At 59.4% G+C, this 26,323-nt stretch carries 20 protein-coding genes; 10 read left to right on the forward strand and 10 right to left on the reverse strand.

All coding sequences use genetic code 11. The features are described from left to right. Positions 1 to 771 precede the first annotated feature (771 nt). The gene (gene dacB, locus ACXPVS_RS08150; protein ID WP_458509468.1) at positions 772 to 2,232 is read left to right on the forward strand and encodes a D-alanyl-D-alanine carboxypeptidase/D-alanyl-D-alanine endopeptidase; all 1,461 of its coding nucleotides are present in this window, start codon (positions 772 to 774) and stop codon (positions 2,230 to 2,232) included. Between the two features lie 52 nt (positions 2,233 to 2,284). Here the strand turns inward: dacB and ACXPVS_RS08155 are convergent, their stop codons facing one another. Next, the gene (locus tag ACXPVS_RS08155) at positions 2,285 to 4,585 is read right to left on the reverse strand and encodes a sensor domain-containing diguanylate cyclase (protein WP_458509469.1); all 2,301 of its coding nucleotides are present in this window, start codon (positions 4,583 to 4,585) and stop codon (positions 2,285 to 2,287) included. A gap of 142 nt (positions 4,586 to 4,727) precedes the next feature. Then, the gene (gene rlmKL, locus ACXPVS_RS08160; RefSeq protein ID WP_458509470.1) at positions 4,728 to 7,004 is read right to left on the reverse strand and encodes a bifunctional 23S rRNA (guanine(2069)-N(7))-methyltransferase RlmK/23S rRNA (guanine(2445)-N(2))-methyltransferase RlmL; all 2,277 of its coding nucleotides are present in this window, start codon (positions 7,002 to 7,004) and stop codon (positions 4,728 to 4,730) included. Between the two features lie 530 nt (positions 7,005 to 7,534). Here rlmKL and rmf point away from each other — a divergent pair. Beyond that, positions 7,535 to 7,750, forward strand: coding sequence for a ribosome modulation factor (gene rmf / locus ACXPVS_RS08165; protein ID WP_003223300.1), 216 nt, complete (start codon positions 7,535 to 7,537; stop codon positions 7,748 to 7,750). 121 nt (positions 7,751 to 7,871) lie between these two features. On the opposite strand, the gene ACXPVS_RS08170 is transcribed toward rmf, so the two are convergent. Beyond that, positions 7,872 to 8,891 (reverse strand): quinone-dependent dihydroorotate dehydrogenase, encoded by a 1,020-nt coding sequence (locus ACXPVS_RS08170; RefSeq protein ID WP_458509471.1) that lies wholly within the window; start codon positions 8,889 to 8,891, stop codon positions 7,872 to 7,874. Between the two features lie 229 nt (positions 8,892 to 9,120). On the opposite strand from ACXPVS_RS08170, the gene ACXPVS_RS08175 reads away from it, so the two are divergent. The 8 genes from ACXPVS_RS08175 (at position 9,121) to cobA (ending at position 20,616) form a co-directional block, all read left to right on the forward strand. Further along, positions 9,121 to 10,332, forward strand: coding sequence for a CmpA/NrtA family ABC transporter substrate-binding protein (locus ACXPVS_RS08175; protein WP_458509472.1), 1,212 nt, complete (start codon positions 9,121 to 9,123; stop codon positions 10,330 to 10,332). Positions 10,333 to 10,347: 15 nt separating this feature from the next. Next, positions 10,348 to 10,923: an ANTAR domain-containing response regulator gene (locus ACXPVS_RS08180; RefSeq protein ID WP_458509473.1), complete on the forward strand. Its 576-nt coding sequence runs from the start codon at positions 10,348 to 10,350 to the stop codon at positions 10,921 to 10,923. Between the two features lie 241 nt (positions 10,924 to 11,164). Then, complete coding sequence (locus ACXPVS_RS08185; protein WP_458509474.1) at positions 11,165 to 12,376, forward strand: nitrate/nitrite transporter; 1,212 nt, start codon at positions 11,165 to 11,167, stop codon at positions 12,374 to 12,376. A gap of 7 nt (positions 12,377 to 12,383) precedes the next feature. Continuing rightward, a complete protein-coding gene (locus tag ACXPVS_RS08190) occupies positions 12,384 to 14,051 on the forward strand; it encodes a protein kinase domain-containing protein (RefSeq protein WP_458509475.1) in 1,668 nt (555 codons plus the stop codon). Between the two features lie 293 nt (positions 14,052 to 14,344). Further along, a complete protein-coding gene (gene nirB, locus ACXPVS_RS08195) occupies positions 14,345 to 16,813 on the forward strand; it encodes a nitrite reductase large subunit NirB (protein WP_458509476.1) in 2,469 nt (822 codons plus the stop codon). Further along, the gene (nirD, locus tag ACXPVS_RS08200) at positions 16,810 to 17,127 is read left to right on the forward strand and encodes a nitrite reductase small subunit NirD (protein ID WP_458509477.1); all 318 of its coding nucleotides are present in this window, start codon (positions 16,810 to 16,812) and stop codon (positions 17,125 to 17,127) included. The genes nirB and nirD overlap by 4 nt, the downstream gene beginning before the upstream one ends. Continuing rightward, entirely contained in the window at positions 17,127 to 19,841 is a 2,715-nt protein-coding gene (locus tag ACXPVS_RS08205) for a nitrate reductase (protein ID WP_458509478.1), read from the forward strand. Before nirD ends, ACXPVS_RS08205 begins: the two co-directional genes overlap by 1 nt. 10 nt (positions 19,842 to 19,851) lie before the next feature. Next, positions 19,852 to 20,616 carry a uroporphyrinogen-III C-methyltransferase gene (gene cobA, locus ACXPVS_RS08210; protein WP_458509479.1) on the forward strand — a complete coding sequence of 255 codons (765 nt, stop codon included), beginning with the start codon at positions 19,852 to 19,854 and terminating at the stop codon, positions 20,614 to 20,616. A gap of 86 nt (positions 20,617 to 20,702) precedes the next feature. Here cobA and ACXPVS_RS08215 read toward each other — a convergent pair whose 3' ends face one another. The 7 genes from ACXPVS_RS08215 to ACXPVS_RS08245 form a co-directional block, all read right to left on the reverse strand. Beyond that, positions 20,703 to 21,737: an OmpA family protein gene (locus tag ACXPVS_RS08215; protein WP_458509480.1), complete on the reverse strand. Its 1,035-nt coding sequence runs from the start codon at positions 21,735 to 21,737 to the stop codon at positions 20,703 to 20,705. 107 nt (positions 21,738 to 21,844) lie between these two features. Next, positions 21,845 to 22,435, reverse strand: coding sequence for an RNA polymerase sigma factor SigX (gene sigX / locus ACXPVS_RS08220; protein WP_458509481.1), 591 nt, complete (start codon positions 22,433 to 22,435; stop codon positions 21,845 to 21,847). Positions 22,436 to 22,524: 89 nt separating this feature from the next. Next, positions 22,525 to 23,349: a mechanosensitive ion channel family protein gene (locus ACXPVS_RS08225; protein WP_458509482.1), complete on the reverse strand. Its 825-nt coding sequence runs from the start codon at positions 23,347 to 23,349 to the stop codon at positions 22,525 to 22,527. Between the two features lie 2 nt (positions 23,350 to 23,351). Next, positions 23,352 to 23,600 (reverse strand): hypothetical protein, encoded by a 249-nt coding sequence (locus ACXPVS_RS08230; protein ID WP_008146303.1) that lies wholly within the window; start codon positions 23,598 to 23,600, stop codon positions 23,352 to 23,354. Positions 23,601 to 23,663: 63 nt separating this feature from the next. Next, positions 23,664 to 24,659 (reverse strand): zinc transporter ZntB, encoded by a 996-nt coding sequence (locus ACXPVS_RS08235; RefSeq protein ID WP_458509483.1) that lies wholly within the window; start codon positions 24,657 to 24,659, stop codon positions 23,664 to 23,666. Positions 24,660 to 24,682: 23 nt separating this feature from the next. After that, entirely contained in the window at positions 24,683 to 25,174 is a 492-nt protein-coding gene (gene rraA / locus ACXPVS_RS08240; protein WP_415770364.1) for a ribonuclease E activity regulator RraA, read from the reverse strand. 121 nt (positions 25,175 to 25,295) lie between these two features. After that, positions 25,296 to 26,285, reverse strand: coding sequence for an alpha/beta fold hydrolase (locus ACXPVS_RS08245; protein WP_458509484.1), 990 nt, complete (start codon positions 26,283 to 26,285; stop codon positions 25,296 to 25,298). Positions 26,286 to 26,323: the final 38 nt, after the last annotated feature.

The following is a 26,323-nucleotide window of genomic DNA, read 5'->3' on the forward strand; positions in this document are numbered from 1 at the left end:
AACGAGATCGAAGACAAGAAGCTCCAGCACGAAGATTGCGCCAGGAAATGGCGGGCGATCAGGTCTTTCCTTACTTGATCAACTGAGGTTCAGCCGCTTTTGAATATTCCGTTTCATCGCCATTCCGCGGTCAAAAGAAATTGGAACCCCACTTTCTATCTATCACCTGTATTTCTTCCCGCATTTCTGCTTTCAACTAGAACAAGCAGAGTGAGATTTCACGGATGAGACCTTCACGTTAGGGCAATGGAAGGGATGCCGTTTGTCGTGAGGAGCGGATAGCCGTGAGGCATGACGATAAGTATTTGGTGTGACTTCTACCGTGGCTTTACCGGGGGTGTGACAGGACAATGAGCTGTTTGTTTCTGGGGAGGGAAGCGAATGATGCTGAGAGGGAGGACTGACGGGTTGGAAACGAAGGGCGAATAGGAGGATCAGTTTTTTGACAACATTGTGATTATTTTGTGCTGATTAGCAAAACTTGAAATTCATCGACGCACAGTTTTTTGCGCAGACGCTGGGAACGGTTAGTCGCCATTGGAACAATCCTCATAAGTAATAACGGGCGGCACTTTAGCAGTTTAAGGCGCCGATTGCCCGCCTCTCTGGGATGCAAGCCCTACCGTCGGTAAAAAATAGCGGATTAGAAGGCTCGCGCACGGCACAAGCCGCTACACCTTGGGGCATAATGCCGACACTTTCATGACCACTGAGGGAATTTATCTGCATGCCCTCGTCTTTTCCCCCCGCGGCTGTAGGGTTTTATTTCACATGATCAAATCTTTGCGTCCATTGTTATTGGCCGGTTTTCTGCTCCCACTGGCCTTCTCTGTTTCCGCCGGCCCGATCAACACCGCGCTGTCGCCCAACGTTGAAAAAGCCCTCAAGGCCAGCAAGATGCAGGACAACGCCCTGTCGCTGGTGATGATCCCGCTCAACGGCCCTGGCACCCCGACGATTTTCAACGCTGACGTGTCCGTCAATCCGGCCTCCACCATGAAACTGGTCACCACTTACGCGGCGCTGGAAATACTCGGCCCGAACCACCAGTGGAAAACCGAATTTTACACCGACGGCACGCTCAGCGGCGGCATCCTCAACGGTAACCTCTACTTCAAGGGTGGCGGCGATCCGAAGCTGAACATGGAAAAACTCTGGTTGCTGCTGCGTGACCTGCGCGCCAACGGTGTGACGCAAATCACCGGCGACCTGGTGCTGGACCGCAACTTCTTCGTCAAACCGCAATTGCCGCAGTTCAACGACGACGGTAATGACGCTAACAAGCCGTTCCTGGTCAAACCTGACGCGCTGATGGTCAACCTCAAGGCCCTGCGCTTTGTGGCACGTAACGACAACGGCCGGGTGCTGGTGTCGGTGGAACCGCCAATTGCCAACATTCGCATCGAAAACCAGGTCAAAGCCGTCAACTCCAAGCAATGCACCGGTAGCGTGCGTTATAACCCGGTGACCCAGGCCGATGGCAGCGTGACCGTGACGGTCGGCGGCCAGTTGGGCGAGGGTTGCAGCTCCCAGACTTACCTGTCGCTGCTCGACCATGCGACCTACACCGCGGGCGCCGTGCGGGCGATCTGGAAGGAACTGGGCGGCAGCATTCAGGGCGTGGATCGTTTGGCGCCAACACCCAAAGACGCCAAGGTCCTGGCTCGTGCTTTCTCGCCGGACCTGGCGGAAATCATCCGTGACATCAACAAATACAGTAACAACACCATGGCCCAGCAGCTGTTCCTGAGCCTGGGCGCGCAGTTCCGGACCGAGGCCGACGGTGACGATGGCAAGGCTGCACAGCGTGTCGTGCGTCAGTGGCTAGCAAAGAAAGGCATCACCGCACCGCACCTGGTGATGGAAAACGGTTCCGGCCTGTCCCGCGCGGAACGGGTGAGTGCGCGTGAAATGGCCGGCATGCTGCAAGCGGCCTGGAAAAGCCCGTATTCGGCCGAGTTCATCAGCTCAATGCCGATTGCAGGCACCGACGGCACCATGCGCAGACGCCTGAAGACCACGGCGCTGCGCGGTGAAGCGCACATCAAGACCGGCACACTGAACACGGTGCGGGCGATTGCCGGTTTCAGCCGCGACATTAACGGCAATACCTGGGCGGTGGTGGCGATTCTCAACGACAAGGCACCGTTTGGTGCGTCGTCGGTCCTGGATCAGGTGCTGCTGGACCTGTATCGCCAGCCGAAACTGCCGGAAACGGCTTCGGTGCTCTGACCCTGCGCCTGATCGTTCCCCGCCGCGTGTGGGAACGATCAGGCTGGCAGTTCTAGTTCATCTCTTCTTCTACCCGATCCCGTCCTGCCTGTTTCGCCGCATACACCCCCGAATCCGCCCGCAGCAGCAGTGCATCCGCGCCCTCCCCGACTCGCCAACTGGCAATCCCGAAACTGGCGGTCACTGTCCCGACGCCTTCGATCGGCGAACTGCGCAACCCTTGCCATAGCTGCAAGGCCAGGACATGAGCATGCTCGCCGTTGATGTCCGGGCAAAGCACCATGAACTCCTCGCCCCCCAGACGACAGAACACGTCGGTGCGCCGCAACCGAAGGCCGATGCGTTCGCACACTATCTGCAACACCCGATCGCCGACAGCGTGACCATGCTGGTCATTGATGCGTTTGAAATGGTCGATATCGAGCATGATCACCGACAGTTCGCCGCCACCGCGCTCGACCCGGGCCATTTCAGTGGTCAGGCGTTCCTGGAAATAGCGGCGGTTGTGGATCCCGGTCAGAGAGTCGGTGATCGATAGCGCCCGCAGTTCTTCTTCCACCCGTTTCAAGTCGGAGATGTCCGAGATGTAGCCGTGCCAGAGCACGCCGCCACCGGGCAGTTCCTCCGGTGTCGCCTCGCCACGAACCCAACGCAAGCCGCGCAGGGGCAACTGCACGCGGTATTCCTCGCGCCAGGGGCTGAGGGTGTTCGCTGATGCCCGGATCGAAGCGCGGACCCGGGTGGTGTCCTGCGGATGAACCCGCGTGAAAATCGCTTCGGCGTTGGACAACAGTTCATCCGGTTCAAGTTCGTAGATCTGGCGAATACCGTCGCTGGCGTAGATCACGCTGAAGCGCCCATCGAACTCCATCTTGAATTGGTAGATCCCGCCGGGTACATGGGCGCTGAGTTTCTTCAACAGTAGGTCCCGTGCCGCCAGGACCTCGTGGACCCGTTTGCGTTCAGTGATGTCGATACAGATCGCCAGGTGTCCGACCCACAAGCCTTGCTCGTCGAGGACCGGGGTCGCCAGCATGTTCACCGTCAAATGGCTGCCGTCGCGACGCAGCAGCGTCCATTCGCGCGCTTCGTGACCGCCCTCCTCGCCGCCCTCGACCAACATCGCCTGGCAGGTCGGAATCGGTTTGCCATAGCGCGCGCTCAACTCAGCCGAACGTGCCAGGAGCTCTCGGGGCAGGTGCAGGTTTTCCAGGGTCATGTGGCCCACCACCTCGGTGCTGGTATAGCCAAGCATGTGCTCTGCCCCGGCATTAAAGGTGCGGATAACCCCGCGCAGGTCAGTGGCGATGATCGCCACTTGGGTCGCGGCATTCAGCACGCCACGCAATTGGCCATGGGTGCCGCGCAACTCCTGCTCGCGGGCGCGCAGTTCCTCGGTCCGTTGCTCGACCATATTCAGCGCCCGTTGACGCTGACTTGCCAGCACATAAAGCAAGGCACTGAGCAACAGGCTGAGCAAACCGCCCAGCACCACCAGGGTGGTCACCGCAGAGTGATTGGCTCGCACAAAGGCATCGCTGGGCTGAATGTCGACTTGATAGTCATGGTCGGCAAGCCGTAACAGCCGGGTCGCGGACAACTCACTGGGCACCGCCGTGCCGGGAGACTCATAAAGCACTTCGTGCTGGTCTGTGGATAAGTCGAGGATGCGCACCGAAAGATAGTCACGGCCAGCCTCCGTTAGCCCGTCCGCCAGCAGCTGATGCATGCTGATCACGGCCATGACATAACCGTACGGTTTCACCCCCGCCGTCGCCGGACTATTGCGCAACAACACCGGTGCGACCAGCAGCACGCCGCGCGCATGGGCCGGTTCGATACTGGCCAGATGCATTGGCTGCGATACCGCCATGCCTCCGTGCTGATCGGCTCGTTCAAGGGTGCTACGGCGCAAGGGTTGGGCCCCCACGTCGTAGCCCAGCGGCGAACCCTGCTTGCTTTGGGTCTGGCTATACAGCACCGCCACGTACTCCTCCCGCTCGGCACCGGTTACCCGCTTGGCGAACGAATAGGCCTGAGTCCGGCGCAGCAGCGGTTGGGTGTAACCGTCAAACTCCGCGCGGGAGACCGAGTCGGAATTGGCAAAGAACCGGCGCAGCCCATCGAGGCGCTGCTCCTGATCTTCAAAGCGTTCTTCGATACGGCTGTAACGTTCACTGGCCAGCAGTTGGAAACGTTGCCGCAATTGATGGTGGAACAGATTCAGCGTCGACCACGCCAACAATCCCGTGAGAATCGCGCCGACAACCAATACCAGCAGTGCGACCCGCCAGGCCGAGACATCTTCACTGATAAGCCCCAGGATCTTCGGGCGCAAGGCGGGCAACGACATAGACGCAACTCAAAACGCCATGTGCAGGAAAGCCCATTGGCCATGCGTTGAGTTATAGCCATTAGCCATCAATTTGACCAGCACAGAAAGAAGCCAAGAGCCTTTAAAAATCAAGGCTCTGTGGATCCAATCCTTTCAAGTGTCAACGAGCCGTGATTTTCCAGGCACGGTGGATCTTGCCATTACGGGCGAAATCCGGATCGATGGTCTGGGCGGTGATTTCCTCGACCGCATAACGCTCGGCAAGGTTTTCCTCGAGCTGGAACTTGCGGAAGTTGTTGGAAAAGTACAACACCCCACCCGGCGCCAGGCGCGCCATGGCCAGGTCGATCAATTGCACCTGGTCACGCTGCACGTCGAAGATCCCTTCCATGCGCTTGGAGTTGGAGAACGTCGGCGGATCGATGAAGATCAGGTCGTATTCGTCACGGCAGGCGTCGAGCCAGGCCATCACGTCGCCCTGCTCCAGACGGTTCTTGTCGGAGAAACCGTTCAGCGACAGGTTGCGACGCGCCCAGTCCAGATAGGTTTTCGACAGGTCGACACTGGTGGTGCTGCGCGCGCCGCCCTTGGCTGCGTGAACACTGGCGGTTGCGGTGTAGCTATACAGGTTGAGGAAGCGCTTGCCGGCGGCCTCTTTCTGAATCCGCATGCGCATTGGCCGGTGATCGAGGAACAGCCCGGTGTCGAGGTAATCCGTAAGGTTCACCAGCAGCTTCACGCCGCCTTCATTGACCTCGACGAACTTGCCCTGTGCCGCTTGGCGTTCGTACTGTTTGGTGCCGCTCTGACGCTCGCGACGCTTGACCACCACGCGGCTCTTGTCGATATTCAGGGCCTGCGGAATGGCAGCCAGGGCATCGAACATGCGCGCCGAGGCTTTTTCCGGATCGATGGATTTCGGCGCGGCGTATTCCTGGACGTGGACCCAATCCTGATACAGGTCGATGGCCATCGAGTATTCCGGCATATCGGCATCGTAGACGCGGTAGCAGTCAACGCCTTCACGCTTGACCCACTTGCCGAGGGCCTTGAGGTTCTTTTGCAGACGGTTGGCAAACATCTGCCCGCCTTCGCTCAAGCGTGGCTGCTCGATCACCACCGGTGCCGGTTTGATCGGGTTGCCGTTCTTGTTGTACTTCTCGTACTTGCCGGGTGCTACGTCGTTGCCTGCGACTTCGACTTCGGCTTGAACTTGTTCACGCTCGACCTGACGCTGTTCCGGCGTGCGACGTTCGCCGGTGACGAACTGGTCCGGCGTGACGTTGATCAGCAGCAACTTGCACGGCAACGCGCCGTTCCAGAACGAATACTGTTTGTGGCTGCGGATGCCCATGCGCTTGCCCAGGTCCGGGGCACCAGTGAATACCGCGGCTTCCCAGTTCAGGCAGGCCTGACGCAGACGTTCACCGAGGTTCTGGTAGAGATAGAGCAAGCTCGCCTCGTCACCCAGACGCTCACCGTAAGGCGGGTTGCAGATCACCAGGCCTTTCTGGTTCTGGTCCGGACGCGGCTCGAACGTCCCGACTTCGCCCTGATAGATCTTGATCCACTCGCTCAGGCCGGCACGTTCAACGTTGTTGCGGCCCGGTTGAATCAGACGCGGATCGGCTTCGTAACCGCGAATCCACAGCGGTGGCTGGGCCAGACCGGCCGCGCAACGCTCAGTGGCTTCTTCGTGAAGCTTTTTCCACAGGGCCGGGACGTGACCGAGCCAGGCCGTGAAACCCCACTGCTCACGGCGCAGGTTCGGTGCCATGTCGGCGGCGATCATCGCGGCTTCGACGAGGAACGTACCGACACCGCACATCGGGTCAGCCAGCGCGCCGCCATCGGCCGCAATGCGCGGCCAGCCGGAACGGATCAGGATCGCTGCCGCGAGGTTTTCCTTCAGCGGTGCCGCGCCCTGCTGCAAGCGATAGCCGCGCTGGTGCAGGCTGTGGCCGGAGAGGTCGAGGGACAGGATCGCTTCGCCACGGTCCAGGCGCAGGTGAATGCGCAGGTCCGGGTTGAGCTTGTCGATGGAAGGACGATCGCCCTGCGGGGTGCGCAGTTTGTCGACGATGGCGTCCTTGACCTTCAAGGCGCCGAAGTGGGTGTTGTCGATGCCCGAGCCGTGACCGCTGAACTCAACGGCCAGGGTGCCATCGTTGAGCATGTGGTCTTGCCACTCGATATCCAGCACACCGTGATAAAGGTCTTCGGCGTCTTTCATCGGGAAGCGCTTGAGCACCAGCAGCACCCGGTTCGCCAGACGCGACCACAGGCACAGGCGATAAGCGGTTTCCATGGTCGCCATGCCACGCACGGCAGAGGTGTGCTCACGCGCCTCCTCAAGGCCAAGCCCGATGGCTTCCTCGATGAGCAGGCCTTCAAGGCCTTTGGGGCAAGTGAGGAAGATTTCGAATTGATCGGACATTGGAATTTCAGAGCCTTTAGCTAAGTGAGCCGGCAACGCATTGCCGGCCCGGTTTTCAATCAGGCGCTTTTCTAAAAGAGCGCCCGCGTGGCACGAAGGTGTGCCGTCCCACCCCTGCAAGCTCGGGTTAAAAGAGCTTAGATGCAAAGGCAGATAAAAAAGTTGATGCAACAAAATGTCATAAGTCGACCCTTCGTCGAATAGTCCTCTGTTCAACAGGAAACATTCTCACTAAAGGATTAACCCCATCATGCAGCGCGGCGCTGATCATACCGGGGTTTTGCCAATAAACACGGGACAACCGTGGTGTTACTTATCGCCATACCATCTTTATCGTTACGTCCTTATGACAAAACGATCATTCCCTCGATGTGACGCTTTGGTTAGAACTCAATACAGGTTAACGCCGCAATGACGTCAACACCTTGGCTCGCGACGCCGGCAGCGAGCCCCAACGGCAGGAGTTTTTCTGCCAGACCTCGATTGAGGTCGACGCGATTAATACAGTCAACAAGTGAGGGCAACACCCTATGAGAAGACTTAAGCGTGATCCGTTGGAAAGAGCATTTTTACGCGGATATCAATATGGCGTTGGTGGCAAATCCCGTGAGCTTTGCCCATTTACTCTACCGTCGGTACGCCAAGCCTGGATTAACGGCTGGCGAGAAGGACGCGGCGACAACTGGGACGGTATGACCGGCACTGCGGGAATCCATAGACTCAACGAACTTCACGCCGTCGGCTAACACAGGGCACACATTCCGACACGATGATCTGATTACGTAACGACTTACCACGCACGCCCCATCCGGGCGGCGGGCTTCGGCCCAGGGGCTCCTTCAAGGAGCCCTTTTTTATGCCTGCCGTTTACCGCAAAGCCGCGATCGCATCCACCGATTCACGAATCAGCGCCGGACCTTTATAGATGAAGCCGGAATAGAGCTGCACCAGGCTCGCACCCGCCGCGATTTTCTCAGCCGCGTGCTTGCCTTCGGTGATACCGCCCACGGCGATGATCGGCAAGCGACCGGCCAGTTCGGCGGCCAGCACCTTCACGGTGTGGGTGCTCTTGTCGCGAACCGGTGCGCCGGACAGGCCGCCCGCCTCATCACCGTGTTCCATGCCTTCAACGCCGACGCGGCTCAGGGTGGTGTTGGTGGCGATCACTGCGTCCATCCCGGTATCGATCAGCGCTTGCGCGACCTGAGCGGTTTCTTCGTCGGTCATGTCCGGCGCAATCTTGATCGCCAGAGGGACATGTTTGCCGTGGCGCAGCGCCAGTTCTGCGCGACGCGTCGCCAGGTCGGCCAACAATTGCTTCAGCGAATCGCCAAATTGCAGGCTGCGCAGGCCCGGGGTGTTCGGCGAACTGACGTTGACCGTCACGTAGCTGGCGTGGGCATAGACCTTGTCCAGGCAGATCAGGTAGTCGTCGACCGCCCGCTCAACCGGGGTATCGACGTTTTTGCCGATATTGATGCCCAGCACGCCCTTGAACTTGGCCGCGGCCACTCGAGCCAGCAAGTGATCGACACCGAGGTTGTTGAACCCCATGCGGTTGATGATCGCCTCGGCTTCCGGCAAACGGAAAATGCGTGGCTTCGGATTGCCCGGCTGCGGGCGCGGCGTGATGGTGCCGATTTCGACAAAACCAAAACCCAGTTGCGCAAAACCGTCGATGGCCGCGCCGTTCTTGTCCAGACCGGCCGCCAGCCCGACCGGGTTCGGGAAGTCCAGGCCCATGACAGTTACCGGCATTTTCGCCGGCGCCTTGCACAGCAAGCCGTTGAGGCCCAAACGCCCGCCCGCGCCGATCAGGTCCAGGGACAGATCGTGGGAGGTTTCCGGGGAAAGTTTGAACAACAGCTGACGGGCCAGGGTGTACATGGGCGGGTTTGACTCTGGGCTACGAAAAGTGGCGGCGATTATAGCCGGGCATCGGGGTTGCAGGCGAGGCGCGCGACAAAATCAACGAGCGATGGCATATGCCTTGCACCGTCACGGACATCAGCACTCATGCCAACGGCGGGATGAGTCGAAAGACAAAGGCGTCGTCACTTGGCCTTGCCCTGGCAAGCAGCCCGGTACGACGCTTTTTTAGGGAAGGTGTTTACTGATGATTGAAGTTCCAGCCAACCCTCTGGCCTGGGTCAACGGCAGCGATGCCCCGGAAAAGACCGAAATCAACCTCGGCTTCATGGCCCTGAGTGACTGCGCCTCCGTGGTGGTTGCGGCCACGCAGGGCTTTGCCCAGCCTTATGGCCTGACCCTCAACCTCAAGCGCCAGTCGTCCTGGGCCAACCTGCGGGACAAACTGGTCAGTGGCGAACTCGACGCCGCCCACAGTCTGTACGGTTTGATCTACGCCGTGCATCTGGGCATCGGCGGTGTCGCGTCGACCGACATGGCGGTGCTCATGGGCCTGAATCAGAATGGCCAGAGCATCAACCTCTCCCATGGCTTACAGGCGCTGGGCGTGACCAGTCCTGAAGCACTGGACCGGCACGTGCACCAAAGCCGCCCAAAACTCACCTTCGCCCAGACATTTCCTACCGGCACCCACGCCATGTGGCTGTATTACTGGCTCGCGAGTCAGGGCATCCACCCGTTACAGGACGTCGACAGCGTGGTCGTGCCACCGCCGCAAATGGTCGCGCACCTGCAAGCCGGGCGCATCGACGGTTTCTGCGTCGGCGAGCCATGGTCCGCCAGCGCAGTGCAGCAGAACCTGGGGTTCACGATGGCCACAACGCAAACCATTTGGCCCGATCATCCGGAAAAAGTCCTCGGTTGCACCCGCGCGTTTGTCGAGCACTATCCCAACACCGCCCGGGCGCTGGTGATGGCGATCCTGCAAGCCAGCCGCTTCATCGATGAAAACACCGAAAATCGCCGCAGCACCGCGAAGCTGTTGAGTGCCCCGCAATACCTGGACGCGCCACTCGACTGTATCGAACCGCGATTGCTCGGTGACTACGCCGATGGCCTGGGTAATCGCTGGCAGGACCCGCACGCGCTGCGCTTCCACGGTGATGGCGAGGTCAATCTGCCGTATCTGTCCGATGGCATGTGGTTCATGACCCAGTTCCGCCGTTGGGGTTTGTTGCGCGACGACCCGGACTACCTGGCCGTGGCCCGGCAGGTCCAGCAACTAGACGTGTATCGAGAGGCTGCCACCACCGTAGGTGTGGTCGTGAGTGATCAGCCACTGCGCAGCAGCCAATTGATCGACGGCAAGGTCTGGGACGGCCTGGACCCCGCCGGCTATGCCCGCAGTTTCAAGCTGCACGCTCTGAGCGACCGCTCGCCCCTTCTCGCCAGCCGCTGACAGGAGACTGCGAATATGTTGCGTATCCTGCTGATCAACGACACCGCGAAGAAAGTCGGCCGCCTGAAGGCGGCCCTGATCGAAGCCGGGTTCGAGGTGATCGACGAGTCGGGCCTGACCATCGACCTGCCCGCGCGCGTCGAAACGGTGCGTCCGGACGTGATTTTGATCGATACCGAGTCACCAAGCCGCGATGTGATGGAACAAGTGGTGCTGGTGAGCCGCGACCAACCGCGGCCGATCGTGATGTTTACCGATGAACATGACCCTGATGTGATGCGTCAGGCGATCAAGTCCGGCGTCAGTGCCTACATCGTTGAAGGCATTCACGCACAGCGCTTGCAGCCGATTCTCGATGTGGCCATGGCGCGTTTTGAAAGCGACCAGGCCCTGCGCGCCCAACTCAACGCCCGTGACCAGCAACTGGCCGAGCGCAAGCGCATCGAACTGGCCAAAGGGCTGTTGATGAAAATGAAGGACTGCAACGAGGAAGAGGCCTACACCCTGATGCGACGCCAGGCCATGAGCCGTCAGCAGAAGCTGGTTCAGGTGGCAGAGCAGATCATCGCCATGAGTGAGTTACTCGGCTGACTCCCCCATCGATCAGCGTGAATGTGGCACAGATCTCGCTAGGTAATCGCTACAGGTAACCAACGGCGGTTGCCCCACCTACGACAAAGACGTCGCTCACCTCATTTGCCCTTTGGCAAATCCGGTGGCGGCGTTTTTTTGTTTTGGCCCCACAGACCGGGGCCGGTGGTGCGGCCGATGCGGCGCCCCACCCGCAAGCTCATGACTCCTTCTCGAGACTCCTAAACAGCTGAGGTGCGCGATGAATTCAAGCTTCTGGAAATCTGGCCATACCCCGACATTGTTCGCGGCCTTCCTCTATTTCGACCTGAGTTTCATGGTCTGGTACCTGCTCGGCCCATTGGCAGTGCAGATCGCCGCCGACCTGCACCTGACCACACAACAGCGCGGACTGGTGGTGGCCACGCCGATTCTGGCCGGGGCAGTATTGCGCTTTGTAATGGGGTTGCTGGCTGATCGCCTGTCGCCGAAAACCGCCGGGCTGATTGGCCAGGTGATCGTCATCTGCGCCTTGTTCGGCGCCTGGAAACTCGGCATTCACAGTTACGAACAAGCGCTGGTGCTGGGCCTGTTCCTCGGCATGGCTGGCGCGTCCTTCGCCGTCGCCCTGCCACTGGCGTCGCAATGGTATCCACCACAACACCAAGGCAAAGCCATGGGTATCGCCGGTGCCGGTAACTCGGGCACCGTACTCGCCGCACTGATCGCCCCGGTGCTGGCCGCTGCATTTGGCTGGAGCAACGTGTTCGGCTTCGCCCTGATCCCGTTGATTCTGACCCTCATCGTCTTCGCCTGGCTGGCCAAAAACGCGCCTGAGCGGCCAAAAGCCAAGTCCATGTCCGACTACTTCAAGGCTTTGGGCGACCGCGACAGCTGGTGGTTCATGTTTTTCTACAGCGTGACCTTCGGCGGCTTCATCGGCCTGGCCAGCGCCCTGCCCGGCTATTTCAACGACCAATATGACCTGAGCCCGGTGACTGCCGGTTACTACACCGCAGCCTGTGTGTTCGGTGGCAGCTTGATGCGTCCGTTGGGCGGCGCTCTGGCTGACCGTTTCGGTGGCATTCGCACCCTCTTGGGGATGTACACGGTAGCGGCGGTCTGCATCGCAGCGGTGGGTTTCAATCTGCCAAGTTCCTACGCGGCACTCGCACTATTCGTCTGCACCATGCTCGGTTTGGGCGCCGGTAACGGCGCTGTTTTCCAATTGGTGCCGCAGCGTTTTCGCCGCGAGATCGGTGTAATGACCGGTTTGATCGGCATGGCCGGCGGTATCGGCGGATTTGCACTGGCAGCGGGCATGGGCGCGATCAAGCAAAGCACCGGCAGCTATCAACTGGCCTTGTGGTTGTTCGCCAGCCTTGGCGTGCTCGCCTGGTTCGGCCTGCACGGTGTGAAACGTCGCTGGAGAACCACTTGGGGTTCGGCGGCCGTGACCGCTGCACGGGTGTGAGGGCTGAATGAGCCTGCAACTGAGTTTTGCCCAAGCGAGCGCCATTGGCCCCCGCGAGGAGAATCAGGACGCCCTGCGCCTGGTGACTCCGGCCCCGGCGCTGGCGGCGAGCAAGGGTTACCTGTTCGCCATCGCCGATGGCGTCAGCCAGTGCGCCGATGGTGGTCTCGCCGCTCGTTCGACGTTGCAAGCCCTGGCGCTGGATTACTACGCCACGCCGCAAACCTGGGGCGTCGCGCAGGCATTGGATCGCCTGCTACTGGCACAAAATCGCTGGTTGCAGGCCAATGGCGGCGGGCAACCGTTGCTCACTACGGTCAGTGCTTTGGTGATGCGCGGTAGGCGATTTACCTTGGCCCATGTAGGCGATTGCCGGGTTTATCGCTGGCACGCCGACACCTTGCAACGGGTCAGCGAGGATCACGTCTGGGACCAGCCGGGCATGCAGCACGTGCTCAAACGGGCACTTGGGCTCGATCAGCATTTGGTGCTGGATTTTCTCGATGGTGAACTGCGCTTGAACGAAAGTTTCGTATTGCTCAGCGACGGCATTTGGGCCGTGCTGGGTGACACCGCGATTGCGGGCATTTTGCGTGATCAACCGGATTTGAACAGCGCTGCGCAGACCTTGGTCAGCGCCGCGCATCTGGCCGGCAGCCAGGACAACGCCAGCGCCTTGCTGGTGCGGGTCGATGCCCTCGGTGAAACGAGCATCGGCGATGCGTTGATTCATTTGCAGCAATGGCCACTGCCGCCAACCTTGAAACCAGGCCAGACTTTCGACGGTTGGCAGGTCGAAGGAATACTTGCTCAGAGCCAGCAGTCGTTGCTCTATCGGGTGCGCGATGGGCAACAACAACCCTGGCTGCTGAAAACCTTGCCCGGCGCACTGCGCGACGATCACTTGGCCGGGCAGGCGTTGCTGTCGGAAGAATGGTTTCTCAAGCGCGTGGCCGGGCGGCATTTCCCTGAAGTCCATGCCGCCAGTCAACGTCAGCATTTGTACTACGTGATGCGGGAGTATTGCGGATCTACGTTGGCGGAGCTGCACGCCGATGTCGGATCGCTGCCTCTGCCTCAATGGCAGGATCTGGCCGAACGCCTGCTGCGCGCCGTGGGCATGCTGCATCGACGGCAGATTCTACATCGCGATATCAAACCGGAGAACCTGCTGCTGGGGGACGACGGCGAATTACGCCTGCTCGACTTCGGTCTCGCCTACTGCCCCGGCCTGTCCGAAGACCAGCCTTCTGCCTTGCCCGGAACGCCCAGCTATATCGCGCCGGAAGCCTTTCGCGGGGAAGTACCGACACCGCAACAGGACCTGTATGCCGTCGGCGTGACCTTGTATTTCCTGCTCACGGGGCATTATCCCTACGGCGAAATCGAAGCCTTCCAGCGCCCACGATTCGGGGTTTCTGTCAGCGCCAGTCGCTATCGACCCGACCTGCCGGAATGGATTGCACAAAGTCTGGAGCGCGCCGTGGCGGCGGACCCGGGTCAGCGTTTTGAAACGGCGGAAGAATGGTTGCTGCTGTTGGAGCAGGGCGAGCGGCGCAGTTTGAGCGTGCGACCCAGACCGTTGCTGGAGCGCGAACCGTTGAAGGTCTGGCGGACCTTGGCGCTGGTGTCGTTGCTGGTGAACCTGGTGTTGTTGGTTGTGGCGCTCCATTAATGAGCGTTGCGCGTTGATTCGGTGCAATAAATCACTGACCTCGGGTTGAGACCACGAGCAATCCCAGCAAATCCCGGCATCTGAAGAACTTGGCACAACCACTGCATTACCTTTCTCACCCTACATAAAGCCCAGCCTTCAACGACGAAGGATGCGCTTCCCGAGAGAACGGGACCAGGACAAAGGCGTCCCCGCTAGGCAACTAGCGGGACGCCTTTTTTTGTTTGCGCAAATTTTGTCGAGCAAGACCTGAAAGCCCTGATGAGGCGGGTCCGAGCTCCCCGGAGAACCTGATGAAAAAACTAAAACTGGTGATGATCGGCAACGGCATGGCCGGGGTTCGCACCCTGGAAGAACTGCTCAAGCTGAGCAATGAGCTGTACGACATCACGGTCTTCGGCGCTGAACCCCATACCAACTACAACCGCATCCTGCTCTCGCCCGTGCTGGCCGGCGAACAAACTTTCGAAGAAATCGTGCTGAATGATCTGGACTGGTACCTGAAGAACAACATCACGCTGCTGCTCAACCGAAAAGTGGTGGAGATCGACCGGGTCAAACGCCGGGTCATCGCCGAAGACGGCAGCGAGGCCGAATACGATCGCCTGCTGATCGCCACCGGTTCGACCCCGTTCATCCTGCCGATTCCCGGCAACACCTTGCAGGGCGTGATCGGCTACCGCGACATCGCCGACACCCAGGCAATGATCGACACCGCGAAAACCCACAAGCACGCCGTTGTGATCGGTGGCGGCCTGCTCGGCCTGGAAGCCGCCAACGGTCTGATGCTGCGCGGCATGCACGTGACCGTGGTGCATATCGGTGAATGGCTGCTGGAACGGCAACTGGATAAAACCAGCGGCCAGTTGCTGCAAACCGCCCTGGAAGCCCGCGGCCTGCATTTTCGTCTTTGCGAGCAAACCCAGGCCCTGCACGATGCTGGCAATGGCCGGGTCGGCTCGGTTGCATTCAAGAATCGCGACATCATCCCCGCCGATCTGGTGGTGATGGCCGCCGGCATTCGCCCCAACACCGAACTCGCGGAAAAATCCGGCATCCCCTGCAACCGCGGGATTCTGGTCAACGACACCCTGCAAACCTACGACCCACGCATCTACGCCATCGGCGAATGCGCCAGCCACCGTGGTATCGCTTACGGCCTGGTGGCACCGCTGTTCGAACAGGCCAAGGTCTGCGCCAACCACCTCGCCCAACTGGGCTTCGCCACCTACAAGGGCTCGGTGACGTCGACCAAACTGAAAGTCACCGGCATCGACCTGTTCTCCGCCGGCGACTTCATGGGCGGCGAAGGCACCGAAACCATCACCCTCTGCGACCCTATCGGCGGGGTCTACAAAAAACTGGTGATCAAGGATGACGTGCTGGTGGGGGCCTGTCTGTACGGCGATACGGCAGACGGTGGCTGGTACTTCCGACAGATCCGTGAGAATCACGACATCGCGCAGATCCGCGATCACCTGATGTTCGGCGGCTCTTCATCCATGGAGCTGGCCCTGGGCGACGTAGGACATCAAGGCCAGGACAAAGCCATGAGCATGACCGACACCGCCGAAGTCTGCGGCTGCAACGGCGTGTGCAAAGGCACCATCGTCAAGGCGATTCAGGAACACGGGTTGTTCAGCGTCGACGACGTCAAGAAACACACCAAGGCTGCCAGCTCCTGCGGATCCTGCGCAGGGTTGGTGGAACAGATCCTGATCAACACCGTGGGCGGAGCCGCAGACGTCAAACCGAAAAGCGAAAAAGCCATTTGCGGTTGCAGCGACTTGAACCACGGGCAAATCCGCCAGGCCATCCGCGAGCAGCATCTGCTGACCATCGCCGTCACCCTGAGCTATTTGAACTGGCGCACACCGAACGGCTGCGCCTCGTGCCGCCCGGCGCTCAACTACTACCTGATTTCCACCTGGCCGGGCGAAGCCAAGGACGACCCGCAATCGCGCCTGATCAACGAACGGGCCCACGCCAACATTCAGAAAGACGGCACGTATTCTGTAGTCCCTCGGATGTGGGGCGGTGTGACCAATCCTTCGGAGCTGCGGCGCATTGCCGACGTGGCCGACAAATACAACGTGCCAATGGTCAAGGTGACCGGCGGCCAGCGTATTGATTTGCTGGGGATCAAGAAGCAGGACCTGCCGGGTGTCTGGAAGGATCTCGACATGCCGTCCGGCCACGCCTACGGCAAATCCATCCGCACCGTGAAGACTTGCGTCGGCAGCGAGTTCTGCCGCTTCGGCACCCAGAACTCCACGCAACTGGGCATCGAGCTTGAGCACGACCTGTTCAACATGTGGTCGCCACACAAAGTGAAACTGGCCGTCTCCGGTTGCCCACGCAACTGTTCGGAAGCGGGCATCAAGGACGTCGGAATTATCGGCGTGGATTCGGGCTGGGAGATGTACATCGGTGGCAACGGCGGGATCAAAACCGAAGTCGCGGAATTCTTCGTCAAGCTCAAGACCGCCGAAGAAGTGCGTGAATACAACGGCGCGTTCCTGCAGCTCTATCGCGAAGAAGCTTTCTACCTCGAACGCACCGTGCACTACCTGCAACGGGTCGGCATGGAACACGTCAAGAAAGCCGTGCTGGAAGACCCGGAGCGACGCAAGGCGCTCAACGATCGCTTGCAATTCTCCTTGTCGTTCGAGCAGGACCCGTGGAAGGAACGCCTGGAACAACCGTTGCTGAAGAAAGAATTCGACGTCATCACGGTGATGAATCTGGAGGTGCCGGCATGAACTGGCTGGATATCTGTGCACTGGAAGAAATTAATGCGCTGGGCTCGCGGATCATCGCCGGCCCGAAAGGTGACATCGCGATTTTTCGTACCAGCGACGATGAGGTTTTCGCACTTGATGACCGCTGCCCGCATAAGGGCGGGCCACTGTCCCAAGGTTTGATCTATGGCAAACGGGTCGCCTGCCCGCTGCATAACTGGCAGATCGACCTTCAGACCGGTGAAGCCCAGGCCCCGGACATCGGTTGCGCTCACCACCATTCAGCACGGGTCGTGAATGGCCGGGTGTTGCTGGCCCTGCGGGAAGCAAGCTGATGAACCAGATCACCGCTTCCACCTGCTGCTATTGCGGGGTCGGCTGCGGCGTGCTGATCGAGCATGACGGCGAACGCATTCTCGGCGTCAACGGCGATCCGGCCCACCCGGCCAACTTCGGCAAACTGTGCAGTAAAGGCTCTACCTTGCACCTGACTGGCGACCTTGCAGCCCGAGTGTTGTATCCCGAACTGCGCCTGGGCAAAGGCCTGGCCCGCAGCCGCACCGACTGGGACACTGCCCTCGATCATGCCGCCCGCGTTTTTGCCGAGACTATCGCCGAACACGGCCCGGACAGCGTGGCGTTCTACATCTCCGGGCAATTACTGACCGAGGATTACTACGCGTTCAACAAACTGGCGCGGGCGCTGGTGGGCACCAACAACATCGACAGCAATTCGCGCCTGTGCATGTCTTCGGCAGTGGTCGGCTACAAGCGCAGCCTGGGCGCCGACGCACCGCCGTGCAGTTACGAAGACCTGGAATTGAGCGACTGCGTGATGATTGTCGGCAGCAACATGGCCTACGCCCACCCGATACTTTTCCGTCGCCTGGAGGAAGCGAAATCCCGTCGGCCGCAGATGAAAGTCATCGTCATCGACCCGCGTCGTACCGACACCTGCGAGCTTGCTGACCTGCATCTGGCGATTCTGCCAGGCACCGATGTCGCCTTATTCCATGGGATTTTGCACCTGCTGCTGTGGGAAGACTGGGTCGACCGCGACTTCATCAAGGCCCACACCGAAGGCTTGGCCGACCTGAAGAACCTGGTGCGCGATTACACCCCGCAGATGGTTTCGCAGCTCTGCGGAATCAGCGTCGAGCATCTGCAGCAATGCGCCAACTGGGTTGGTACTTCACCGAGTTTCCTGTCGCTGTGGTGCATGGGCTTGAACCAGTCCACCGCCGGCAGCGCGAAAAACAGCGCACTGATCAACCTGCACTTGGCCACTGGGCAAATCGGCCGCCCTGGCGCCGGACCGTTCTCCCTGACCGGTCAGCCGAATGCCATGGGTGGCCGCGAAACCGGCAGCTTGTCGAACCTGCTACCAGGCCATCGCGAAGCCGCCGATGCCGAACATCGCGCGCAAGTGGCGGCGTATTGGGGCGTGGATCAACTGCCTGCAAACACCGGGCTCACCGCAATCGAGTTGTTTGAGCAGATGCGCAGCGGCAAGATCAAGGCACTGTGGATCGCCTGCACCAACCCTGCGCAATCAATGCCGGATCAAACCGCCGTGCGCGAAGCACTGCAAGCCTGCCCGTTCGTGGTGTTGCAGGAGGCCTTCCGCACCACCGAAACCGCCGCGTTTGCTGACCTGTTGCTGCCCGCCGCCAGTTGGGGCGAAAAGGACGGCACGGTGACCAACTCTGAACGTCGCATTTCCCACGTTCGCCAAGCGATCGTCGCACCCGGTGAAGCCCGCTCTGACTGGTCGATCACCGTGGATTTCGCACAGCGCCTGGAAAAACATCTGCGTCCTGGGCAAACCAGCCTGTTTGCCTTTGAAACGCCGGCGCAGGTTTTCGACGAGTACAAGCAATTGACGCGCGGGCGTGATCTGGATTTGTCCGGCATCAGTCATGCACTGATCGACCGCCTCGGTCCGCAGCAATGGCCCTTCCCCACTGGCGCCAGTGAAGGCACGGCCCGGCTGTACCTGGACGGAATTTTCCCAACGGCCAGTGGACGCGCGCAATTCGTGGCCGACCCGTACCGCGCCGCCAAGGAACAACGCGACGCGCGCTTCCCGCTGACCCTGATCACCGGCCGCCTGCGGGATCAATGGCACGGCATGAGCCGCACCGGCACCGCCGCACAGCTATTCGGCCACGTCAGCGAAGCCGTGTTGAGTTTGCACCCGGATGAACTGCGTCGGCAACGGCTGCAATCGGGCGACCTGGTCGGCCTGAAAAGTCGCCGTGGCGCAGTAATTGTCGCCGTCGGAGCCGACGACAGCGTGCGTCCCGGGCAGGCCTTTCTGCCGATGCATTGGGGGGACCGCTTCCTCAAGGGCGGCGTAAACACTCTCACTCTTCCCGCCTTCGACCCGCTATCGAAACAACCCGAACTCAAACACAGCGGCGTGCGCCTGGAACCGGTGCAACTGCCGTGGAACCTATTCGCCCTGATCGAGGGCGATGTTCAACAACATTTCGAGGCGCTACGACCACTATGCGAGGCGTTTTCCTACGCGAGCCTCAGCTTGGCCGGCCGCGAACGCCCCGCACTGCTGATACGCGCTGCCAGCGCCATCGCGCCCGAGCCGCAATTGCTGCGTGATATCGATCAATGCCTGGGACTCAACGAAGGCCCGGTTTTGGCCTACGACGACCCACGGCGCTCCATCGGTAAACGGGTGCGGATCGAGAACGGCCGGATCACTGCCATTCGCCTGACCGGTGAAACCCTTGCCCAACACTGGCTGCAAAGCCTGTGGCTGGAAGGTCGCGCTGACGAACAGCTGCGGCGCTGGCTGCTGGCACCGCTGAGCGCACCTCCGGGCAACACCAGTACCCCGGCCATCGGAAACAAAACCCTGTGCAACTGCAAAAACGTCAGCCAAAGCGCGGTCTGCGCCGGCATCAGCCGCGGCCTGGACCTGCAGGGTTTGAAACAAGAATTGGGCTGTGGCACGCAATGCGGCTCCTGCGTCCCGGAAATCAAGCGTTTACTGGCCGCTACCGCGCGGCCGGTGGCCGTCACCTCGTGAGGAAAACACTATGAGCGCAAAAGTCTGGCTGGTGGGTGCGGGTCCTGGCGATCCGGAATTGTTGACCCTCAAGGCCGTGCGGGCGTTAAGCGAAGCAGATGTGGTGCTGATCGATGACCTGGTCAACGACGCGGTGCTGGAGCATTGCCCGCAGGCGCGGATCATTTCCGTGGGCAAGCGCGGCGGCTGTCGCTCCACACCTCAGGCATTCATTCATCGCCTGATGCTGCGTTATTCCCGCCACGGTAAATGCGTGGTGCGGCTCAAGGGTGGCGACCCATGCATTTTTGGCCGGGGCGGCGAAGAGGCGCAGTGGCTGCGCGAACAGGGGGTCGAAGTGGAACTGGTCAATGGCATCACCGCCGGGCTTGCCGGCGCGACGCAATGCGATATTCCGTTGACCCTGCGCGGTGTTGCTCGTGGCGTGACACTGGTCACCGCCCACACTCAGGATGGCAGCAGCCTGAACTGGCAAGCCCTGGCCCAAGGTGGCACCACGCTGGTGGTGTATATGGGTGTGGCAAAACTGAGCGAGATCCGTGAGCATCTGCTGGCCGGCGGAATGGCGGCGGATACACCGGTGGCGATGATTGAAAACGCGTCCCTGCCACACCAACGGGAATGTCGGAGCGACCTGACAGCGATGGAAGAAGATGCCAACGGCTTCGAGCTCAAAAGCCCGGCGATCCTGGTGATCGGTGCTGTGGCGGCCTGTGCGAGCGTATCCATTCTGGACGGTGGTTTGCCCGCGACTGCGGTCAATCATTCAGCCTGACTCCCTCTCGTTTCAACCCTGCCCTCATCAAATCGCAGACAAAGAAAAGCCCGGCCTAAGCCGGGCTTTTCAGAGCGGCGAGCTAATTACTTAGCTTGAGCTTCAACCTGCGCTTCTACGCGACGGTTTACAGCGCGACCAGCTTCAGTTTTGTTGTCAGCAACTGGGCGGGATTCGCCGTAGCCAACAGACTGAACGCGGGACGATTCAACACCGTACTGGTTGGTCAGAACTTGCTTAACGGCGTTTGCACGACGCTCGGACAGCTTCTGGTTGTAAGCGTCAGGACCGACGGAGTCAGTGTGACCTTCAACAGTGGTGCTGGTGGATGGGTACTGCTGCATGAAATCAGCGAGGTTTTTGATGTCGCCGTAGCTGTTAGGCTTGACTACCGACTTGTCGAAGTCGAATTTCACGTCCAGTTCAACACGAACAACTTCAGCAACTGCTGGGCAGCCATCAGCGTCAACAGTTACGTTGGCTGGGGTGTCCGGGCACTTGTCAACGTTGTCGCAAACGCCATCGTTGTCGCTGTCGGAGCAGACTTCAGCCGGTGCTGGAACTGGAGCAGCAGCAGGCTTGGAGCCGCCACCGAAGTTCACACCGATACCGACGCTTGGAGCCCACTCGGTGTCGCCCTGGTCGATGTTGTATTGAGCTTCAACGCCAGCACGGGCGTAGAAGTTCTCGGTGAAGTACAGCTTGGCACCGCCGCCAACGTTGGCGAAAGTGGAACGGTTACGACCGCCGGAGCCATTCTGACCGATGCTTTGATCGGAGAAGCCAGCCGATACGTACGGACGCAGCATGTCGCCCGGGTTGTTGAAGTGGTACAGAGCGTCCAGAGCGGTGTTAGCGCCCTTGATGTTACGACCGTCGTCGGAACGCGCGTTGTGCACTTCGTCGTAGCCCAGACGCAGTTCAACGTCGTCGGTCAGAAAGTAACCAACCGAGCCACCGAACAGGTTGCCGTTGTTCTTGAAGTTACGAGCGCTGTCGAATTGTTCTTTCTTTGCGAAGCCTTCGATTTCAACTGCGCCTTGGCCTTGTGCCAGTGCGCCGAACGAAGTGGCGGCAATCAAAGAACCAATGGCCAAGCCCAAGGTGTTTTTCAGTTTCATCCGTTAAATCCCCATCTGGTGATTGTAAAGCAGTCCCGCAAACCGGGGGACAACTCGGCGGCAAGTCTATCAGACCTTGCCTACACGTAAGAGATATTTGCGCCGAACTAAGTTTCAGCAATGCCTGCAAATTTCTCACGCAATTTATCTAGAGCACGTTTGTATCGCATTTTTGTTGCACTCAAACCCATGTGCATGATGTCTGCGATCTCCTGAAATTCCAGCTCTGCGACAAATCGTAGCACCAGAATTTCACGGTCAATCGGGTTCACATACACTAACCAGCGATCGAGTCCACCTTTATCCTCGGGTTTCGGCGTCTTTTCTTCAGACGCTTCCTCGAGGGGGTCCAGACTCAAAGCATCCATCAAGCGACGCTTTCGCCGTTCCTTCCGATACTGCGTGATGCATTCGTTGTACGTGATGCTATATAGCCATGTTTTAAACTTCGATTTGCCCTCGAAGTTCTTCAGGCCATACAACACCTTTAACATCACTTCCTGACAGACATCGTCTGCATCACGATCGTTCCCAAGATATCGCGCGCAGACGTTAAATAATGTTCGCTGGTAACGCCGCATCAGTTCTTCATAGGCGCGCGTTACGTGAAACAGCTCGGCATGCGAGCGCGCGACCAACTCCTCATCAGAGAGCTCGCGGGGGTCGTAGCGCGTGGACAGCGATTGAGCTTTATTCAAAACAAGTCGGGCCGACAGTCAGGTCAATGTCCGCCGCAACCCTTTTCAGGGCATTTTTGCGGCGGCATACATTAGCAGGGTTTGCCGGGTTAGCGGCTACTCACATGCTGTTCCAGGAGGATCCGATTGGAGAGCGAGACGAGCTCACCCTCATCGGTCAGCAAGGTGGTTTTAACCGTACCGATCTCTTCGATCTGACCTTCGACCTCGCCAACACGCACTTGTTGCCCAACCTGATACAACTCACGCACATAGATTCCCGCAAGAATCTGGCCAGCAATTTCCCGGCTTCCCAACCCCATGGCCAGCGCAACCGCCAGACCAACGGTAATCAATACGATCACAATCACGTGGTTGAGCAGATCAGTCTTGACCTCCAACTGGCTGATCGCGACCGAAATACTGATGATAATTACCAGGCCCTGGGCAATTCTCCCCAGGCCCGCAGCGTAGTCCAGCCCTACGCCCTCTGCTGCACCACGTACCAGCCCATTGGCCAATTGGGCGAGCAGAACACCCACCAGCAGCACCAGCGCGGCGCCGAATACTTTCGGCAAATACAGCGCAAGCATGTCTAGCGTAGCCGAAACTCGCTCAAGTCCAAGAGATTCTGCGGCAGAAACCAGAAAAATCAGCAGAACGAACCAATAGACAATCTTGCCAATCAAGGTAGAGATCGGCACTTGAAGGCCGGCCCGGGACAGCAATTTGGTCAGTCCGGTGCCGCCCATCAGGCGATCAAGCCCCAGCTTGGCGAGCAACTTGGACAACAAAGTGTCCAAAAGTTTCGCAACGACGAAACCCAACAGCAGCACAACCAATGCGCCGAACAGGTTCGGGATGAAATTCGCAACCTTGGTCCATAACGCAGTCATTGCAGCGACGAGGCTCTGAGTCCAGAGATCAAGTTCCATATTCAATCAGCCTTATCAGCAGTGCGAACGGTAGGTTTACGGTGACGGGAAACCGGAGCGACATGGGCCGATCCGTTATTCAGGGCGATCATCAGCGCGGGCAGCCAGCGGCCCAGCAGGCTGAACAGATCACCGGCGCCGACCTGGCGGTTGGCGGTTTTCAGTACACGTCCAAGGCACGCATCGTCATCCCGGGTGGACGGTGATGCCTTGAGCATGTCACGCAAAGACTGTTCAAACGGATCGTGCATACGCACCTCTCGTGATGTCTGTGAAAGACGCAGTCAAATTTGCTCGGGTCACATGACGCATCATCAAACCCAGCGCAAACGTCGGAACAACCACCACTGCCCCAGCGCCACCGAGACCATCATCAGGCAAGCAATCAGGAAGCCATAGGGACTTGCAGAGAACGGAATCCCTCCGACATTGATACCTAAAAGCCCCGTCAGAAAACTCATCGGCAAAAAGATCCCGGTGATGATCCCGAAGCGGTACATCGTGCGGTTCATTCGCACGCTCAAACGTCTATCTTCGGCCTCAAGGACCAAGCCCACCCGCTCCCGGGTCAATTCCAGCTCCTCGAGATACCGAGTCAGGCTGTTGTTCAATTCGTTCCAGTAATCACCATCATCTTCGACAAACCAAGGCAGCTTTATCCGTGTCAGCTGACCGAAAATTTCCCGCTGCGGCGCAAGAAAACGTTTGAGCGCAGCGGCCCTGCGACGGATCTGCAAAACGGCTCCATGCTCGGGTGTATACCGTTCGTCGGCATCCAGCTTTTCCTCTTCCTCATCGACCACTTCCGAGAGGCAACTGACCAGATCCTGCACCTTGTTGGTGAGGTTTTGCGCCATATAAAGGATGAGTTCTGACGCCGTTTTCGGTCCTTTGCCTTCGGCGAGCTGCACCAGCAACTCATCGGTGGCGCGCAACGGACGCAAACGCAGAGAAATAACCCGCTGGGCGGCCCCAAAAATCCGCACCGAGACCATGTCTTCAGGCTCGGCGCCCGGATTCAAATTGACCCCACGCAAAAATAGCAGCAGTTCGCTGTCCGAAAGCTGTAAAAGACGCGGTCGGGTGTTTTCTTCAAGTAACAGATCACAGCTGAATTCGCTCAGACCGCTGGATTCTCGCAACCAGGTCCGGGTTTGCGGGTGACTGCGATCCCAGTGCAGCCACAGGCTTTCATGGGCCTGCAGCTGCAAGTCATCGAGTTCAGTCCGGGCCATCGAACGCGCACCGCCTTTACCGTCCAGCACCAGGGCGTGCACCAGGCCCCATTGCGCGTTTTCTTCCTCGAACATCCTCACCCCTGGGTTGAAATCGCTTATTCAGGCATCTTCAGCGGGCTCGGCGAGATGATCACACCGTTGTTGTCCGCATAAATGTAATGGCCAGGATGAAAGGTCACGCCGGCGAAGGTAACGGCTACGTTGAGGTCGCCGATACCGCGCTTGTCGGTCTTCATCGGGTGGCTGGCGAGCGCTTGAACACCTAGATCGGTTTGCGCAATGACGTCGACGTCACGGATGCAACCGTAGATCACCAGCCCTTCCCAACCATTTTTCGCGGCTTTCTCGGCGATCATGTCGCCCAACAGCGCACGACGCAGGGAGCCGCCACCATCAACCACCAACACTTTGCCATTGCCCTTGAGCTCGGCTTGTTCCTTGACCAGCGAGTTATCTTCGAAGCACTTGATGGTCACGATTTCCCCGCCGAAGGAATCACGGCCGCCGAAATTGTTGAACATCGGTTCCAGCACCTGCACCAGCTCCGGGTAGGCGTCGCACAGGTCAGGCGTGAGGTAATGGTTCATCGAGAAACTCCTGTAAAGAGGAAGACAATCGAGGATGTCGCAAAGTGACCAGAAAAGCTCAACGCGTCATATCTTAGCCGCATGCCAACCGGAGCGAAATGCCCTTGTTAGAGCATCAGGCTCAGACCGCCGTGGCCAGATCCGGTTTTTCACCCAGCAATGGCGTCTGCTGATCTTCCAACCAACGCGCCACCAGCGGCCAGACTTCAGTTTGGGCGGCTTTGCTGACGAGCATCTCCACATGACCGAAGTTATCGCCAAAGCCCTGTTCGCGACCCAGGTTGATGAATTGCTTATGCCCGGAACCCACCTGATCGAACAGCTTGCGACAAGCCCAGGTCGGGTCCTGATGGTCACCTGCGGCACTCACGGCCAATACCGGCAACTGAACGTCGGCCAATCCGGCCCACCAATCCTTGTCGGCATCGCCAAAGCGGCCGAACAGGCCATACCAGCGCATGCTTTCCAGCGCCAGGCCAATCGGCTCGTCCTCCGGGCCGCGCTTGAGCCGTGAACCGGACAACTGGGCAAAACGCTTGAGGATAAAGCGCCCGCTCCACTCCACCGGCGGAATTTTCAACGGCCAGTAGGTGCGGCTGACTTGAGTGCCGAAAAACGCCGCCGAAGCCACCACCGGCTCGCCGATGTACTCGCCACCCAGTGCGGCCGCCAGCGTAATCCCGCCCAGCGAGTGACCGATCCAGTGCGGGATCTGGCCGCTCTGCTCGCGCACGAACGCGCCAATGGCCGGCAAATCGTAACGGGCGTAGTCGGCAACGCGGTTCTTGCGGTAGTTCTGGTTACGTTGGGACAGGCCGTGGCCGCGCGTTTCGGGAATCCATACATCGAACCCCAAACGCGTCAGATACGCGCCCAGTCCAAGCCCCTTCGGGGAAAACCAGAACCGGCGATTGGAAAAGCTGCCGTGCAACAGAATTACCGGCACGCCACGCACGGCCGGCTCATCGGCCATGCCGAGGCGCGTCACAGCCAGTTCAACGGTGCCGTCAGGGCTGTTGCCGGGTTTCAGACGATAGACGTCTTCGCTCAGATCGCCGCGCCGCTCGGCGCTGATCAGGGCGACAGGAAATAGGTTGCTGCTGCTTTGCATAATGCTCTTGCACAAAAAAGGGCGGCGTCCAGAGGAGC

The organism is Pseudomonas sp. Ma2-10 (genome assembly GCF_054330215.1).

Bases quoted from the DNA above. Each gene is read 5' to 3' on its own strand.
- dacB (WP_458509468.1), top strand. From the start codon at position 772: ATGATCAAATCTTTGCGTCCATTGTTATTGGCCGGTTTTCTGCTCCCA.
- ACXPVS_RS08155 (WP_458509469.1), bottom strand. From the start codon at position 4,585: ATGTCGTTGCCCGCCTTGCGCCCGAAGATCCTGGGGCTTATCAGTGAA.
- rlmKL (WP_458509470.1), bottom strand. From the start codon at position 7,004: ATGTCCGATCAATTCGAAATCTTCCTCACTTGCCCCAAAGGCCTTGAA.
- rmf (WP_003223300.1), top strand. From the start codon at position 7,535: ATGAGAAGACTTAAGCGTGATCCGTTGGAAAGAGCATTTTTACGCGGA.
- ACXPVS_RS08170 (WP_458509471.1), bottom strand. From the start codon at position 8,891: ATGTACACCCTGGCCCGTCAGCTGTTGTTCAAACTTTCCCCGGAAACC.
- ACXPVS_RS08175 (WP_458509472.1), top strand. From the start codon at position 9,121: ATGATTGAAGTTCCAGCCAACCCTCTGGCCTGGGTCAACGGCAGCGAT.
- ACXPVS_RS08180 (WP_458509473.1), top strand. From the start codon at position 10,348: ATGTTGCGTATCCTGCTGATCAACGACACCGCGAAGAAAGTCGGCCGC.
- ACXPVS_RS08185 (WP_458509474.1), top strand. From the start codon at position 11,165: ATGAATTCAAGCTTCTGGAAATCTGGCCATACCCCGACATTGTTCGCG.
- ACXPVS_RS08190 (WP_458509475.1), top strand. From the start codon at position 12,384: ATGAGCCTGCAACTGAGTTTTGCCCAAGCGAGCGCCATTGGCCCCCGC.
- nirB (WP_458509476.1), top strand. From the start codon at position 14,345: ATGAAAAAACTAAAACTGGTGATGATCGGCAACGGCATGGCCGGGGTT.
- nirD (WP_458509477.1), top strand. From the start codon at position 16,810: ATGAACTGGCTGGATATCTGTGCACTGGAAGAAATTAATGCGCTGGGC.
- ACXPVS_RS08205 (WP_458509478.1), top strand. From the start codon at position 17,127: ATGAACCAGATCACCGCTTCCACCTGCTGCTATTGCGGGGTCGGCTGC.
- cobA (WP_458509479.1), top strand. From the start codon at position 19,852: ATGAGCGCAAAAGTCTGGCTGGTGGGTGCGGGTCCTGGCGATCCGGAA.
- ACXPVS_RS08215 (WP_458509480.1), bottom strand. From the start codon at position 21,737: ATGAAACTGAAAAACACCTTGGGCTTGGCCATTGGTTCTTTGATTGCC.
- ACXPVS_RS08225 (WP_458509482.1), bottom strand. From the start codon at position 23,349: ATGGAACTTGATCTCTGGACTCAGAGCCTCGTCGCTGCAATGACTGCG.
- ACXPVS_RS08230 (WP_008146303.1), bottom strand. From the start codon at position 23,600: ATGCACGATCCGTTTGAACAGTCTTTGCGTGACATGCTCAAGGCATCA.
- ACXPVS_RS08235 (WP_458509483.1), bottom strand. From the start codon at position 24,659: ATGTTCGAGGAAGAAAACGCGCAATGGGGCCTGGTGCACGCCCTGGTG.
- rraA (WP_415770364.1), bottom strand. From the start codon at position 25,174: ATGAACCATTACCTCACGCCTGACCTGTGCGACGCCTACCCGGAGCTG.
- ACXPVS_RS08245 (WP_458509484.1), bottom strand. From the start codon at position 26,285: ATGCAAAGCAGCAGCAACCTATTTCCTGTCGCCCTGATCAGCGCCGAG.